Here is a 15,550-nt window from a genome sequence, read left to right as displayed (position 1 = left end):
AGGGTGAAGCTATGATGGATCAGGAACAAGAAGATAATAAAGTCATAAAGCAGCTCAATAACCTGCCTAAAATTGAAGATCAACAAAGCAAGGCTTTATTATATGAAAAAATTGATCAAACAATGAATGGTGTAAAAGTTGCTAAAAAATATAATCACTATAAATGGTTTGTTCCATCAATTGCAACAGCTGCGATTGCCATTTTAATTGTTATCATGATCCAAACAGGGATGTTTAACCATGATCAGTTAGCGGAGCAATCTAACAATATGCGTAACCTAGATGATCAAGAAATGGGTACCATGAATACGTTAGAAGACACCGATGAAGAAGAGGAATTAGAGCAGGATGATACAGGTGATTTAGAGGGAGATGTTGAAACTTTTGATGGTTATCAAGAGGATGAAAGTGCTCCAAGCAAGCAGTTAGTTTACTACAATAACCAACAGGACTTTTCCATTTATAATATCGCTGTAGTCGATCAACAGAATATGTACGCGATCCCGATTTCATTAGTAGACACAAGTTCAACAGGAGAAGGGGATCCAAATGATGTTTATAACCGAATGTTGACATTCATTGATGAAGAAGAGTATGGTGTTGATCATTTTCCATTTGATGAGGTAGAATTCGATTTTAGTGACGACTATCAAACGATTGACATGATCGTAGCTGATGACTATCAATTTCCACAAGGGTCAAGTTGGTCAGAAAGCTTTCAAGAAATGATCAATTTTATGTTTGCTGATTTCCCAGCCGATGAATTAAATCTCCGTACCGGATCGACTGATTACATTGATTTAGGAGCATTTGGCGAAATTTCAACTTTGGAAATAGAACCTGTTCATCATTTAGCTTATAAACTTTATCAATATGAGGGCAATGAGGATAATGAACGGCTTTTGGTACCGATCAAACAAAATATGGATAGTGAACAGTTCTTTACGATTGATGAGGCGTTTCGAGAAATGCAATATGATCAAACAGACTTTTCCATTACTGGTACGATTCCATCAAATGTTGAATTTGAAGTTGATCCGTCAGATCAAGATTTGTTACGGATTGATTTTGCATCCCATTCATTATTCGGTGATAACCGAATGACCAAAGAAATGATTGAATCCATTCTGATGACAGCTAAGAGCTTTGATTTTCAGTTAGTTGAAATTAGTATAGAAGGTGATCTGATTCAGGTTGATGAATTTGATTTAACAGAACCTATTCCTGTTCCAGACGGAGTCAATCCAAAACTTTTACATTAAATTTAAAGAGCCTCTAATCAACAGGGCTCTTTTCTATTTTTCAATCAAAAGGTGTTGTTTGTATTTTAATTGATCCGGTTGGGCAGCTTTCGTGTGCATCTTCCATATCATCAACCAGAATATCTGGAATTTCTAACTCCCCTGTATTATCGTCTAACAAGACATAAGCTAATCCTTCATCATCATAATCATATATATCAGGTGCAAGTGCACCACATAAACCACAAGCAATGCAAGTTTCTTTATCCACACAAGTATAGTATGCCATCTCTTGATGCCTCACTTTCATAATCACTCTATCTTTCATTGTAAAACTGTTTTTTTAAATAAGCAAGAATGGAATTATCCTGAATTCATCCAACTGACAGTGGGAAATTTAAATTTATTTTGATGCTTCTTTTTAAACAAACTCGTAACAAATTCCTGTTTTTTCTTTTTCCTAAATTTCAAGTTTAAGTTAGTCACTTAGAATAATTATTTTAGTGAGTTCACAAAGTTATATTGCTTTATGTCAGTAAAGGCATGAATTTGTGCTTTAGTGGTGTGCATGGATCTGTTTGGCTTTAAAGCCAAACAGATCCATGCACACCATCACGGGACATACCTGGGTTAAACATGATTTTAAGCAACAAGATTCAGCTGTAATTTCTGTAGCTCTAAGACAAATGCTTGGTGAGGTGTTTTATAGTTTTGGTTTCTTCGTGGATAGTCATTCATCCATTGTTGAACCCTTTTGACTTGATCCTCATTAACATCTTTCAGCGACTCATGTTTGGGTAAGAAACGACGGATGATTTTATGTTGATTTTCACTGGTTCCTCGTTCAAAGGAAGCGTATGGATGACAGTAATAGACATCAATCTCTTTAGACAATTCAGATAGATTACTAAACTCACTTCCATTGTCTGAGGTAATGGTTTTAAAAATGTCACCTTCGATTCCGTTTAACTGACTAATCATATGTTGTAAGGTATCATCAATTTGCGTTGCTCTTTTCCCATCAATTTTGAAGAGGAGTTCAAAGGTTGTTTTACGTTCAACAAGCGTTAATAGAACAGGTTCATCAGCCTTCTTTTTACCGATAACCGTATCAATTTCCCAATGTCCGAATTCCTTTCGCTGGTTAACTGATTCTGGACGTTCTTCGATTGAGATACCATGCACCTTTTTATTTCGATGTCCTTTGCCTTTTGTGGAGCGTGGTTTTCGATCAACCTTTTCTAACAAATCCATATTCTTTGTCTGCATGATGCCACTATCAATCCAATGATAAAGTGTGGACGTGCTTGGAATGATGGATTCATGAAAGAAGGCTTCACTTTTAGCTACATTGACAACAACATCAGGTGACCATTTGTCTTGTCGCATTTTTTGATCAGCCCAATCAACAAATTCATGTCCATCAACCCATTTGGGGCGGCGGCCGCAATGCGAACGATTCTTTTCATAGACGTCATAATTGACATCTGCGAAATAAACTGCTCTTTCATAAAAATAGGATTTGCCGTTCTGTGTTTGCTTTTGGACTTGTGTAACAGTCCCTTTCTTAACATTATTATTGATGGTTTGATAATTGCGATCAAGCAGTCGGCCAATCGCTCGGTTTGATAACTCGAGTTTCTTATATGCTTCAATCTGTTTCATTTCAGCAAATGTAAGGTGTTTCCCTTTCCGTGATTCTGTGATAGTATTTACATGGGTCATGTGAATTCTCCTTATATTGGTTGGTCGTACTTTCAATATAACATGAGATTCACATGGCCTTTTATTTTAGGTGACTAACTTGATTATATAATCTACGGTTTTTTCTTTTTTTATTTTGTGTTATATTATTTATTGTAAAACCCCCCTCCGTTCGCTTGTTTGTTTATTGACTATTTAAATTTTTGCTAGAAAGACTCAAAATCCTCCGATATTTCTCCTCTATATTATCAGACATAATTTGGATAACATGACTTAACCTAGAAGGTGATTTGATGATAGAGTTTAGCATTGAAGAAACAGACGACAAATTAATACCACATACGGATCTTAGATTTGTTGGAATGCATCCTGATCTAAAACAAATTTAAAAGGATATCTTACCTAATTTAGCGACTCTTGGGATAAAACAACACTGAAAGCTTCAGATAGTGATGTAGAAAAAACTTAACCTTCATTGTTGGCTAGGAAAGTTGATAGACGGATGATCAGTCATTATGTAAGAAAGCCCAAAAAGGCTATCTCCGAACAGTGATCAAGTCTATGATGATAATGGCTTGCAAAATAGTTTTTCATGTGAACAGTTGAACTTTGAAATAACAAGCCCTAATCAATCACTATCAATATTTAGAAGGCGCTATACCACATTTTCATAAATAAATTGTTAACTGCTTCAATCTTTTGACCAAATAGGCTAACTCCTCTTATCAGAAAAGTATAGGTCTATTTGATATGTCTCTAAAATAGATAAATCCTTCGTTGTTCATATCAATTGACTATCAGTCGTCAATTGAGTATTTAAATTCAAATTTATTTTATTATTCAACTTTCGCATCAAAATATTAAGGTTTAGCTAAGATGGTTGAAGGGTGGACTAACGATTAAGTCCACATATTGACATTGCAAATAGACATTTTGATGAATAATTCCTTTATTATAAAGCTATCGTTATTAACCCGCAGGGGAGATATGTTCCGCTTTCCGTGGGCGTGGCTTGAGCTAACTTTGCCAAGCAAAAACCACTTGTCAAAGTGGATCTCAACCTCACGCTACTCCCACAGGAGTCTCCACATATCTCCCCTGCTGAATCGTAGTCTCTCTTACCATGAGGAGTGCTGACTTTCAAGATCATATCAAACGGCATTTCAATCAGGTAGCTACCTACTAATAAGAGCTATTTTTGCTTCTATTACTGATTTTGTGCGATTGGACTGACCCATTTCATTAAGAGTATCCATCTAAGTGAAGACAAGCAATGGGTGAGACTCCTGCGGGAATAAGATGAGCTGAAGATCCACTTGAGGAGCGATCTTTGCGACTCAAGTTAGCTGAAGCCATCCCCGAGGAAAGCGAACTCATCGCTTTTCGGAACGAAATAGTGCTCCAAACAGATAAGAAAATCAAAGTCAACTTAGGTATTGAATACCGACTCTCTCGAACACAATTAAGGGTTAATAGCTTTTTTCAGTGTGCGAAAGTTGAGTTACTAATCAAATCGCATTTTTTTGTATGTTATGTCATGGATTCGGGTTACGACTATACTGTTTCTGGATACTTATACATATATTATTCTATCGATTAATCTATGTGTGCCAAGGGTCTATATTGAATTTTAATGTTGCAAGTTTTAGGTAACCATTATACGAGGAGGATCCATAATGACATTCATCTTTGTTTACAATGCATTATACGTTATTCTTTGTACTGTTACTCTTACTTTTTCTCTCATTTATTATTTAAAAGAAAATAGCAAACTTTACTTGGCATTTGTTGCTTTTATCGGTTTAGCTGTCTTTGACAATCTCCTAATTTCAATGACAGAATTTATTTTTAATTTTGCAGAAGTGTACAACAAAGCTTTTATGACGACTCCTATTTTAAAAACTTCTATTCTTATTCTAAACTGTCTTTTGCTCTCTTATATTGCTGCTCATTTAATCAAAGAAAAAGTGACGTTCCAACATTATGCGATATTGATCGGTATAACCATTTGGTGGATCTCAGTCCCTCTGCTACCTGATTCTGCGTTGCAGGTATGGTTTTATTTTCTTCCTTATCAGCTTTATTTTATTTATATTGGTTTTTATCTTATGTACAATTTAAAAAAGAAAGAGGGGCTGTCTCATGTAGTTAAAAAATACAGTCAAGCTTTCGCAAAAGTCATCATTATTTTTGGTGTTTTAATCACCTTAGAAGATCGTTTTGTTATTTTTACTATAGACAAATATGATATCTTTCAAATTAATAATCGTAGTTTTACGGAAAATTTCTTTTATATTCTAACTTGTTTGCTTATACTAAACTATTTTCTTTGTGACAAAGACCTTCTTTCAGTAACTAGTTCCACTGATGATTATAGTCAACAATATCAATATAAGTTCCAGAGTTTTTGCCAAGTTTATCAATTGACGAAGAGGGAACAAGAAATTTTTCAACTGTTACTGGAAAAAGAAAAAAATCAGGTTATTGCGGATACACTACACCTTTCATTAGGAACAGTAAAGACACATATACACAATATCTTTATTAAATTGAATATCAATAAACGAACTGAGATTATTCCACGCTATCAGTTATTTGTCGATGAACAACAGGTGCATTCCATGAAGAACAATAAAATGAACTAAAATAAGAGGCTTATAGCTTGTGTATCAAGTTTTAATGAATTAGCGCTAACTACGGTGTTTTAATTTTGATTTTAGGCTATGCAGGGTAAAGCCTCTTTTAGCTTATTTGCTAGTAACCTTTTTTAGATTTTTTTATCGAAACCTTGTTGTTATTTAGCATTCGTTAAGTTGTTAACCGTTTATTTACAAATATGGAACCTATTTTAACAGCCAATAAGTTAAAATAGGTTATTTTTTTGTCCAAAACTTTTGGTTATTTTAAAAATCAGGTTTATAAAAGCGGAGTGGTGTCTCAACCTTTTCTAAACCCAGCTAAACTTTTTTAAATAAACGAAAAAATGAGTGAAAAGAAACATCAATAAATCAAGTAAACAATTACGTTTTAGATAATTGTTAGCGTTTACATACATGAGTTTATAGTAAACTCTGCATTCGCTGATTAAGCTGGAGCTGTAAATGTTCTGAAATATATTTTACAAGGAGGAAAACAGATGCAAAAAAAAGATTTTATTTCAACAGAAAATTATTCAAAGGAGGAACTTTTACACATTTGTGAGTTATCATTGAAAATTAAAAAAGCAGTCAACCATTCTTTTTATCCACCCTTGTTAAAAGACAAAACATTGGGAATGATTTTTCAGCAAAGTTCAACCAGGACCAGAGTTTCCTTTGAAACAGCAATGACACAACTAGGTGGACATGCACAATATTTAGCACCCGGTCAGATTCAACTAGGCGGTCACGAAACAATCGAAGATACTAGCCAAGTTTTAGGGCGTTTAGTTGATATCTTAATGGCAAGAGTTGAACGTCACCATAGTGTGAATGATTTGGCTGAATACGCCGCTGTTCCAGTGATTAATGGAATGTCGGATTATAATCATCCAACCCAGGAAATAGGCGATTTGTGTACGATGATCGAACATTTGCCAGCAGGAAAAAAACTAGAGAATTGTAAAGTTTCATTTATTGGTGATGCAACACAGGTCTGTTTTTCATTAGGATTAATAACGACGAAAATGGGAATGGATTTTGTCCATTTTGGTCCAAAAGGTTTTCAGCTCAATAAAGATCATCAAGCAAAATTAGATCAGATTTGCCAAACTTCTGGAGGCTCTTATACGGTAACCGACGATGAGAAAGCGATTGTGGGCTCAGATTTTGTGTATACAGATGTGTGGTATGGCCTATACGAGGCAGAGCTTTCTGAAGAAGAACGACGAGATATTTTCTTCCCTAAGTATCAAGTTGATACAGCATTAATGAAAAAGGCAGGAGAAAATGCAAAATTCATGCATTGCTTACCAGCTACAAGAGGAGAAGAAGTTACTGACGAAGTGATGGATGGTACGAATTCAATCTGTTTTGATGAAGCAGAGAATCGATTGACTTCTATTCGAGGCTTACTCGTTTACTTGATGAATGACTATATAGAAAAAAATCCGATTAATTTGCAAGAGCAAGCAAAGGCAAAAGAGGATTTGGAAAATTTCTTAGGGACAGTTTTATAAAAGCGACTAGTAAAAATATTAAACCTATAAATTGCCTAAACTTATTAATTAATTTTAATAAAATGTTGATCTAAGCTGTCTCTTATTTTTGGAAAAGCAAATTTTGATAACACCATAAACGGTTTATCGTTTTAATGATTGAATGTTGTTATTATTGCAACCTTTCATCACGGAAAGGAAGAAAAAAAGTGAAAAAAAATAAATTTAGCTTAACAAGTGCGATATTATCTGTTATTTGTGTTGTTTTCGTTGCAGAAGCTGCTGCTCCAGCTGCATCAATTGGAAATTCACAATATTTTTGGTGGATTTTTCTACTAATCGCCTTCTTACTGCCTTATGGATTGATTTCTGCTGAACTAGGAACAACTTATACCAGCGAAGGTGGTCTCTATGATTGGGTGACGAAAGCATTCGGACATAGATGGGGATCTCGTGTTTCATGGTATTATTGGGTCAACTTTCCACTTTGGATGGCGTCATTGGCGGTTGTGTGTCCAGATTTGATTGAAGCAATGACAGGTATTAGAAGCGGAACATTGCTATCCATTGTCATTGAATTATTATTTATCTGGATTGTTATTTGGTTGAGTTATTATCCAGTTAGCGATAGCCTCTGGATTTTAAATGGGGCTGCGGTAATTAAAGTAATTTTAGCCGTTTTGATTGGGATTTTAGGAATCTATACAGCGGTAACCAAGGGAGTTGCTAATGAGGTCACAGTGCAATCATTATTGCCATCCTTTGATTTAAGAAGTTTATCTTTTATTTCCGTTATTCTATTCAATATGCTAGGTTTTGAAGTCATTTGTACGATGGCAGACGAAATGAAGAACCCTAAAAAACAAATTCCGCAATCGATTATTACTGCAGGAATTGTAATTGCCGCCATTTATCTTTTCTCTGCTTTTGGAATTGGGGTCGCTATTCCTGCTGATCAAATCAATACAGGTAGCGGATTAATGGATGCTTTTAAATTATTGACTGGTATAGATAATGGATGGTTTATCGGTTTAATGGCATTCTTATTTTTATTAACGTTATTTGGGAATATGATCTCTTGGTCATTTGGGGTTAACAGCCTAGCTTGTTACGCCGCCAAGCAAGGTGATATGTTAAAACCGTTTGGTAAAGTTAGTAAAAAGAATGGCATGCCGATTGGTTCCTCCTTGATGAATGGGGGCATTGCCTCAATTATTGTGATTATAGCACCACTACTACCTAATCAAGATCTATTCTGGGCTTTCTTTTCACTCAATTTAGTGATGGTGTTATTGGCTTATGTACCTGCATTTCCAGCTTTTTATAAATTGCGAAAAATTGATCCAAGTTCTCCTCGACCATTTAAAGTTAGCGGCAGTGATAATTTTCTAAAATTCTTGATGATCTTGCCGATGCTTTTGATTCTTATTTCCTTGGTATTTACAGCAGTTCCTTTGCAATTTGATTCTGAAACACTGAGTGAACAGCTCCCGATTTTAATCGGCTCGATTTTATTAGTATTAGTTGGAGAAGTAATTATTTGGTGTAAAAAAATAACAAAAGAAGGAGCGCAAAAAAATGGCTAAAAGAATAAAAGGTTCAACTCCGAAACAAGATGGTTTTAGAATGCCAGCTGAATTTGAAGCACAAGAAAAGGTTTGGATGATTTGGCCGGAACGACCTGATAATTGGCGTGATGGTGGGAAACCTGCTCAAGACGCTTTTGCCGAAGTTGCTAAAGTAATTAGCAAATTTACTCCGATGAATGTTTTAGTTTCCCAACAACAATTTCAGAATTGTCGGCAACTACTGCCGCCGGAAATCACGGTTTATGAAATGTCGAATAATGATTCTTGGGTACGTGACTCTGGACCAGCTTTCTTAACAAATGACAAAGGCGAACTACGGGCAGTTGATTGGAAATTTAATGCTTGGGGAGGTTTAGTCGATGGTCTTTATTTTCCATGGGATCAAGATGATTTAGTGGCACAAAAGATTTGTGAGATTGAAAAAGTTGATTCTTATCGAACAGATGATTTTGTCTTAGAAGGTGGATCTATCCATGTTGATGGCGAAGGGACAGTGTTAACGACAGAAATGTGTTTATTAAGTGAAGGGCGTAATCCTGAATTAAGTAAAGAAGAAATTGAACAGAAACTTTGTGATTATCTAAATTGTGAAAAAGTCTTGTGGTTAACAGACGGAATTGATCCAGATGAAACCAATGGTCATGTTGACGATGTTGCTTGTTTTGTTCGACCAGGTGAAGTGGCTTGCATTTATACTGATGATAAGCTAAGCCCTTTTTATGATGCGGCCCAAGATGCTTACAAGCGTTTATCTGAAATGACAGATGCTAAAGGGCGAAAGTTAAAGGTTCATAAAGTTTGCTGTCCAGAAAAAGAAGTGATGATCAAAGGAGAATTTAAAATTGATCTTGTGGAAGGAACAATTCCGCGCGAAGATGGTGACACCTGCATTGCATCCTATTTAAATTTCTTGATCACTAATGATGGAATTATCGTACCGCAATATGGCGATGTCAATGATGAACTGGCATTAACACAAATGGAAGAAATCTTCCCGGATAAAGAAATCGTTGGTGTTAATACTGTTGAAGTTGTTTACGGTGGGGGCAATATCCATTGTATTACACAACAACAGCCAAAACGCTAGGAGGATGAAAGACGATGGCTAGAATTGTTATTGCATTAGGTGGAAATTCTTTAGGGAATTCTGCAAACGAACAACTATCTCGAGCAAAACTAGCTGCCAAATCAATTGTAGATCTGGTTGTTTCAGGAAACCAAGTAGTGATCGGTCATGGGAATGGTCCACAAGTTGGTCAAATCCGACTGGCTTTTGAAGAACTTAAGCAAAAAAATGGGCACAGCCTCATGCCTTTTCCCGAATGTACGGCGATGAGCCAAGGCTATATTGGTTATCATTTACAACAAGCTGTCGATGAGGAACTTGTTAACCGTGGTATTAAAAATTTACCAGTAGTTACGATGCTTACACAAGTTGTTGTCGATTCACAAGATGTGGCTTTTTCTAATCCTACGAAGCCGATTGGTTCTTATTATGATGAGGAAACAGCTAAAAAATTAATGCTCAATAGTGAACGGGTTTATAAAGAAGACGCTGGACGTGGCTGGCGCAGAGTCGTTGCTTCACCAAAACCCATTGATATTTATGAAAAGATAAGTTTAAAACTACTTGTTGAAAATAATCAAATCGTCATTGCTTGTGGGGGTGGTGGAATCCCGATTGCCTATAGTGATGGTCGTTATCATGGTGTAGACGCTGTTATTGATAAAGATTTTGCTGCTGCTAAAATGGCAGAATTAGTTGATGCAGATATTTTTATTATTTTGACTGCAGTTGATCATGTATTTGTCAATTTTGGCAGTAAAAATCAAAAGGCTTTAAAAAATACAACGATAGAGGAGATGAGACACTATATTAAAGAGCAACAATTTGCTGCTGGCAGTATGCTGCCAAAAGTTGAAGCAGGAATTGAATTTGCTCAAACGAAATTGGGAAGAAAAGCGGTGATTGCCTCTTTAGACCAAGCATCGCAAGCAATATTGAACAAAAGTGGTACAACAATCACAATGTAGAAAAAGAAAGGAATGGTTTTAAAATGGCAAGAACAATAAAAGATAGCACTCCCAAAAAAGATGGATTCAGAATGCCGGCGGAATATGAAGAACACGAATGCTCATGGATTATCTGGCCAGAAAGACAAGATACGTGGCGTTTTGGTGGTAAGCCTGCCCAAAAAGTATTTGTGGATGTTGTCAAGAAAATGATGCCTTACGAAACGATTCGAGTGATCTGTTCAGCCGAACAATATGAGAATTGTCGAGCGCGAATCCCTGAAGAAGTACAAGTGATCGAAATGTCGACTGATGATTCTTGGGCACAAGATAAAGGGCCTTTCTATGTCATTAATGATAAAGGCGAAATACGCGGTGTCAACTGGGACTTTAATGCCTATGGCGGTTTGGATGAAGGGTTGTATTTTCCATGGAAATTAGACAGTCAATTTGCACAAAAGCTTCTAGAATTAGATAATATTGATCGTTATGATGCGACAGATAAACTCATTGTAGAAGGTGGTGCGATTCAAGTAGACGGTGAAGGTACACTGATTGTGACAGAAAACAGTGTTGTAAATGAAAATCGGAATCCAGGAAAATCAAGAGATGAAGTCGAGGAACTCTTGAAAGAATATTTGAATTTGGAAAAAGTGATATGGTTAAAAGATGGTATGGCTTTTGATGAAACTGATGGACATATTGATGATGTTTGTTTCTTCGTCCGTCCAGGAGTTGTAGCTCTTTCGTGGACAGATGATGTTAATAACCCACAATATAAACCATTAAAAGAAGCTTATGATATTTTAAGTAAAGAAACAGACGCCAAAGGACGTAAATTGGAAATTCATAAAATTCCAATCCCAGAAATCTTGTACATTACAGAAGAAGAAAATGAAGGGATCGATATCAGTCAAACGGCGGCTACACGTGAAGCTGGCTTACCATTAGCGGTAACCTACGTAAATGCCTATATGATTAATAATGCTTTAGTCGTGCCGCAATTCAATGATCCATTAGATGATAAAGCTTGTGAAATGTTACAAGAACTCATGCCAGAACGCAAGATTATTAAAATCTGGAGTCGTGAATGGTCCTTGTGCGGTGGAAATATTCACTGTATGACTTTGCAAAAGCCAAAAGCATAGTAATCTAGTAAAAGGACCATCACCGTATTGTATTTAAAAAGCGGAAGGGGCTGTTACACAATGAAAGATATGTTGTGTAACAGCTCTTTTCTTTGTAAAGATACATTCTATTCGGCTTTTCGAAATGAAAATTGATAAAAAATGGGATAGAAGCGGACTATCTGATATTTTGACTTGGAATATTGCTTGAAACGCATGATAGAAGGACTCTATCCAGTGTTTACCTCGGTATTTTGCTCAAAGCACGAAATAGCAGTGTTCTATTTGGCTTTTTAAGCAGGGAGTTCGACTAAAAAATGAAATAGGTATATTTTACTTAGCTTTTCTGCTATAGGTTCTCGTAAGTGGCTGTCGGGGATAAATGATTTTGTATGATAAGATCATTTAACAGATAAAAAGAAGTTATTGCAAGATGGACATCATACATTTTGTAACAGCCTTTTTGCAGGATAAATAAATTTAACTATAGCCAGTAAAATATCCTCATTTGGTTAAATTCAAATGGAATTATTGATCCATTATTGCTATGATATATAATAGAATCCTAGCGAAATGGGTGTCTGATTATGTTTAATTATCTTATTCTTTTAGCAGTTAGCTCTGTAAAAGGCCAGCGCAGTACAGCTTCAATCTACCATATTTTTAGCGGGAGACGATCTGCGCAGACGATCCAAGATGCCCATATCTATCAATTGACTAATTTATATGCAATATATAATCAACTCAAACGTAGAGAATTTGAACAGGTACTTGCTCATTTAATTGAACAAAATTATCTTAGAATAGATGATCAAAATCATGCAGAATTAACTAAAATGGGAGAGCTGTATTTAAATGAGCATAAGGATGATCACCCGATCCAAGCATTTAAAGGAATCGATTATGTTAACAAAACAGGACCTTTTATGGCTCGTTTGCTTTTAACTTTACAAACATATAGTAATTTATCGATGAATCATAAGCAATTTCAACCGATTATTGATAGCTCTGTTATACAAAAGTGGGTTAAACAATATTATCAACACAACCAAGACACTATAAACTGGTTAAGCAAAGTTCATGGTCATTTAGCAAAATTTCTAGCTACAATTGATGAACAGCAAGCTCAAATTTTTGTTGAGCGCTTAACAGGTTACCAAAGATTTGGTTTAACGATTCAACAAGTAGCGATAAAGTATAATCTATCCATACATGATGTCTATTTGTTATTAACAGCAAGCTATCATCAGCTTATTTCTTTCATAGAAATGAATCAAATTAACCCTTTATTCAAATTTATTCCAAATAGAGAACAACAACAGATAAAGTCAACTGTGACTCAATCAGCTGAAAAAACATATCAATTGATCTTGCAAGGCTATTCTGTCGAACAGATAATGAAAAGACGTCGTTTAAAAAGGAGTACGATTGAAGATCATATTGTTGAATTAACCTATTCAATCCCGGAATTTAATATTGCGCCATTTATCGAACCTGAGGCATTTAAGTATATTTTGGCTAAAATTAACCAAGTTGAAGATCATCGCTTATCGACAATTAAGCAATTATTAGGTGATCATTATAGTTATTTTCAAATTCGATTAACAATGGCTAGAGCCCGTTTAGTGAAGTTGTGAGGAGCTTTATTATGGATCAATTAGAAAACATGTTAAAAAAATATTTTGGCTACGATTCTTTTCGTCTTGGACAAAGAGACATTATCGAAGATGTCTTACAGAAAAAGCATGTCTTTGCTACATTACCAACTGGTTCTGGAAAATCCTTATGCTATCAATTACCCGCTTTTATGATCAAGGGAACGGTCATTATTGTGACTCCACTGCTTTCGTTGATGACAGATCAGGTCAAGCAACTTAAAAAAAGAGGATTTAAAAAAGTTGTTGCTTTAAATAGTTTTAATACAACCCATGAGCGGGCTTTAATTTTTAACGATTTGCATACATATAAGATGATTTATCTATCACCTGAAATGCTCCGGAACAAAATAGTCATGCGAAAATTACGGCAATTAACTATCGCTTTATTTGTAGTTGATGAGGCGCATTGTATTTCTCAGTGGGGTCATGAATTTCGTCCTGATTATTTGAAATTAAATGATATAATTGAGCAACTGGATCATCCCACTGTATTAGCATTAACAGCAACTGCAACTCCTGATGTACAAGAAGATATTGTCAACCATTTTAAAGCCATTGCGTTTAAAAAACATATTTACCAAATGGATCGTGATAATATTGCCTTAATGGTTCAACATGTTACGCATCAAAGGGAAAAAGATGAATTTTTAATGGATTTGTTTAATAAATATGCTGTTCCAACGATTATTTATTTTTCAAGTAGAAAAGAATCGGAACGTGTAGCTTTATTATTAAGCAAAAAATTTAATCAGTTAAGGATTGCTTTTTATCATAGTGAGCTTGAAACAAATGAACGCATACTTATTCAAGAGCAATTTATCGAAAATCAAATTGATATTATTTGCTCGACAAGTGCCTTTGGGATGGGTGTTGATAAACAAAATGTTCGCTTAATCATTCATTATCACCTCCCAACCCAGCTAGAATCTTTTATTCAGGAAATCGGTCGAGCCGGTCGTGACCAATTAGCTAGCGTGAGTATAACACTTGTTGCCCCCGGTGATGAACAGCTTCCACGAAGGTTGATTATGAACGAATTACCTCCAGCTGATATATTAGAAACGCTGATCATTCATATTGACCAAAAGAAGATAAATAAGGAAAGCATTAAATTGGACCAAGCGACGTTTATCAATTATTGGGGCTTAAATGAAATACAATGGCGTTTTATCAAGAATTTTTTCGAAGAAACTGGTATGATAGTAGAAGGAGATAAAGTAGATATAAAAAGATTCGATCAAACAATCAGGCAGGAATTCATTCGAAAAATTGAATCACGCAACCGCTATAAAATACGTAAGTTTAATGAATTATTTGAGTGGATAAATACCTCCAATTGTCGTCGGGAACAATTATTTAAAAATTTTCAACTAAATGTTTCTCCAGCAAAATACCACTGTTGTGATCACTGTGGTTTTACATTAGAACAATGGTTACCTGAACAAACGATTCGAAAACAAGAACCCAATTCGTGGTCAGATCAACTTAAATCGATTCTGTTACCTTTTGAAGCAGGAGGAATTAAAAATGAGTGAAACAAAAGAGGACCAAGCGCAATTATTAAGAGCACAAATGGAAGAAATCAATCAACATCAGGAAGAAGAGAATGATTCAACTCCTTTCTCTGATGATGTGGTTGACGATGATGATATAGATGTGCTTAATTTACCGCCAAGGCGTACAATCCATGACGAAAAAAAAGCGAAAATTCAGTGGAAAATTAGTTTTGCCTTTGTTAGATTCTTTGTGATTTTATTTGTTATTCTTGTTATTCTCGTTTTGACTTATAGCTATTGGGGGGATTATTTTTTTGAAAATAGCGGCTCAGCATCATTACAAGTCAATGAATCAGTATATCCCCTTTCACTAAGAGAGTTCCTATCAAATGAAATAATATTAAACAAGGGATAATGATGAATAAATGACGAATATCATTGAACGTTATTATGTAACGAGAACAGAGCTTCTTTAGCTTCGATTGTCACATGATTTTATGATGCAGATAAGATGATATCATTAAAATAAATGATTTGAACTTTTGAAGAGATGTTTTAATAGAGGAAAGTTGACTTAATCACATAGA

12 protein-coding genes are annotated in these 15,550 nt (G+C 35.3%); 10 read left to right on the top strand and 2 right to left on the bottom strand.

The features are described 5' to 3' along the window. Window positions 1-14: 14 nt before the first annotated feature. Window positions 15-1,262: a hypothetical protein gene (locus tag ACS127_RS14640; protein ID WP_440895766.1), complete on the top strand. Its 1,248-nt coding sequence runs from the start codon at window positions 15-17 to the stop codon at window positions 1,260-1,262. A 40-nt stretch (window positions 1,263-1,302) separates the two neighbouring features. Here ACS127_RS14640 and ACS127_RS14635 read toward each other — a convergent pair whose 3' ends face one another. Together ACS127_RS14635 and ACS127_RS14630 are read right to left on the bottom strand one after the other, a co-directional pair. Further along, window positions 1,303-1,530 (bottom strand): ferredoxin, encoded by a 228-nt coding sequence (locus ACS127_RS14635; RefSeq protein WP_440898155.1) that lies wholly within the window; start codon window positions 1,528-1,530, stop codon window positions 1,303-1,305. 353 nt (window positions 1,531-1,883) lie between these two features. After that, entirely contained in the window at window positions 1,884-2,966 is a 1,083-nt protein-coding gene (locus ACS127_RS14630; protein WP_440894882.1) for an IS30 family transposase, read from the bottom strand. A gap of 1,655 nt (window positions 2,967-4,621) precedes the next feature. Here ACS127_RS14630 and ACS127_RS14625 point away from each other — a divergent pair. The 9 genes from ACS127_RS14625 to ACS127_RS14585 all read left to right on the top strand — a co-directional run bounded on the left by ACS127_RS14625 (window position 4,622) and on the right by ACS127_RS14585 (window position 15,378). Further along, window positions 4,622-5,590, top strand: a complete 969-nt coding sequence (locus ACS127_RS14625) for a response regulator transcription factor (RefSeq protein ID WP_440895765.1) — start codon at window positions 4,622-4,624, stop codon at window positions 5,588-5,590. A gap of 491 nt (window positions 5,591-6,081) precedes the next feature. Continuing rightward, window positions 6,082-7,101, top strand: coding sequence for a putrescine carbamoyltransferase (gene ptcA, locus ACS127_RS14620; RefSeq protein ID WP_440895764.1), 1,020 nt, complete (start codon window positions 6,082-6,084; stop codon window positions 7,099-7,101). Between the two features lie 188 nt (window positions 7,102-7,289). Then, window positions 7,290-8,666, top strand: a complete 1,377-nt coding sequence (locus ACS127_RS14615; RefSeq protein ID WP_440895763.1) for an APC family permease — start codon at window positions 7,290-7,292, stop codon at window positions 8,664-8,666. Next, window positions 8,659-9,756 carry an agmatine deiminase gene (gene aguA / locus ACS127_RS14610; RefSeq protein ID WP_440895762.1) on the top strand — a complete coding sequence of 366 codons (1,098 nt, stop codon included), beginning with the start codon at window positions 8,659-8,661 and terminating at the stop codon, window positions 9,754-9,756. Before ACS127_RS14615 ends, aguA (ACS127_RS14610) begins: the two co-directional genes overlap by 8 nt. A gap of 14 nt (window positions 9,757-9,770) precedes the next feature. Beyond that, window positions 9,771-10,703, top strand: coding sequence for a carbamate kinase (gene arcC / locus ACS127_RS14605; RefSeq protein WP_440895761.1), 933 nt, complete (start codon window positions 9,771-9,773; stop codon window positions 10,701-10,703). Window positions 10,704-10,726: 23 nt separating this feature from the next. Further along, window positions 10,727-11,830 (top strand): agmatine deiminase, encoded by a 1,104-nt coding sequence (gene aguA, locus ACS127_RS14600; protein WP_440895760.1) that lies wholly within the window; start codon window positions 10,727-10,729, stop codon window positions 11,828-11,830. A 566-nt stretch (window positions 11,831-12,396) separates the two neighbouring features. Then, on the top strand, window positions 12,397-13,446 hold the full coding sequence (locus ACS127_RS14595) for a helix-turn-helix domain-containing protein (protein ID WP_440895759.1): 1,050 nt from the start codon (window positions 12,397-12,399) through the stop codon (window positions 13,444-13,446). Between the two features lie 11 nt (window positions 13,447-13,457). Then, window positions 13,458-15,002 carry a RecQ family ATP-dependent DNA helicase gene (locus tag ACS127_RS14590; RefSeq protein ID WP_440895758.1) on the top strand — a complete coding sequence of 515 codons (1,545 nt, stop codon included), beginning with the start codon at window positions 13,458-13,460 and terminating at the stop codon, window positions 15,000-15,002. After that, entirely contained in the window at window positions 14,995-15,378 is a 384-nt protein-coding gene (locus tag ACS127_RS14585; RefSeq protein ID WP_440895757.1) for a hypothetical protein, read from the top strand. Before ACS127_RS14590 ends, ACS127_RS14585 begins: the two co-directional genes overlap by 8 nt. Window positions 15,379-15,550 lie beyond the last annotated feature (172 nt).

The organism is Amphibacillus sp. Q70, from assembly GCF_052055485.1.
In the GTDB taxonomy this organism is placed as follows: Bacteria; Bacillota; Bacilli; order Bacillales; family Amphibacillaceae; genus Amphibacillus.
The sequence above is the reverse complement of the archived record's forward strand: the minus strand, read 5'-3'. Positions and strand labels throughout refer to the sequence as shown.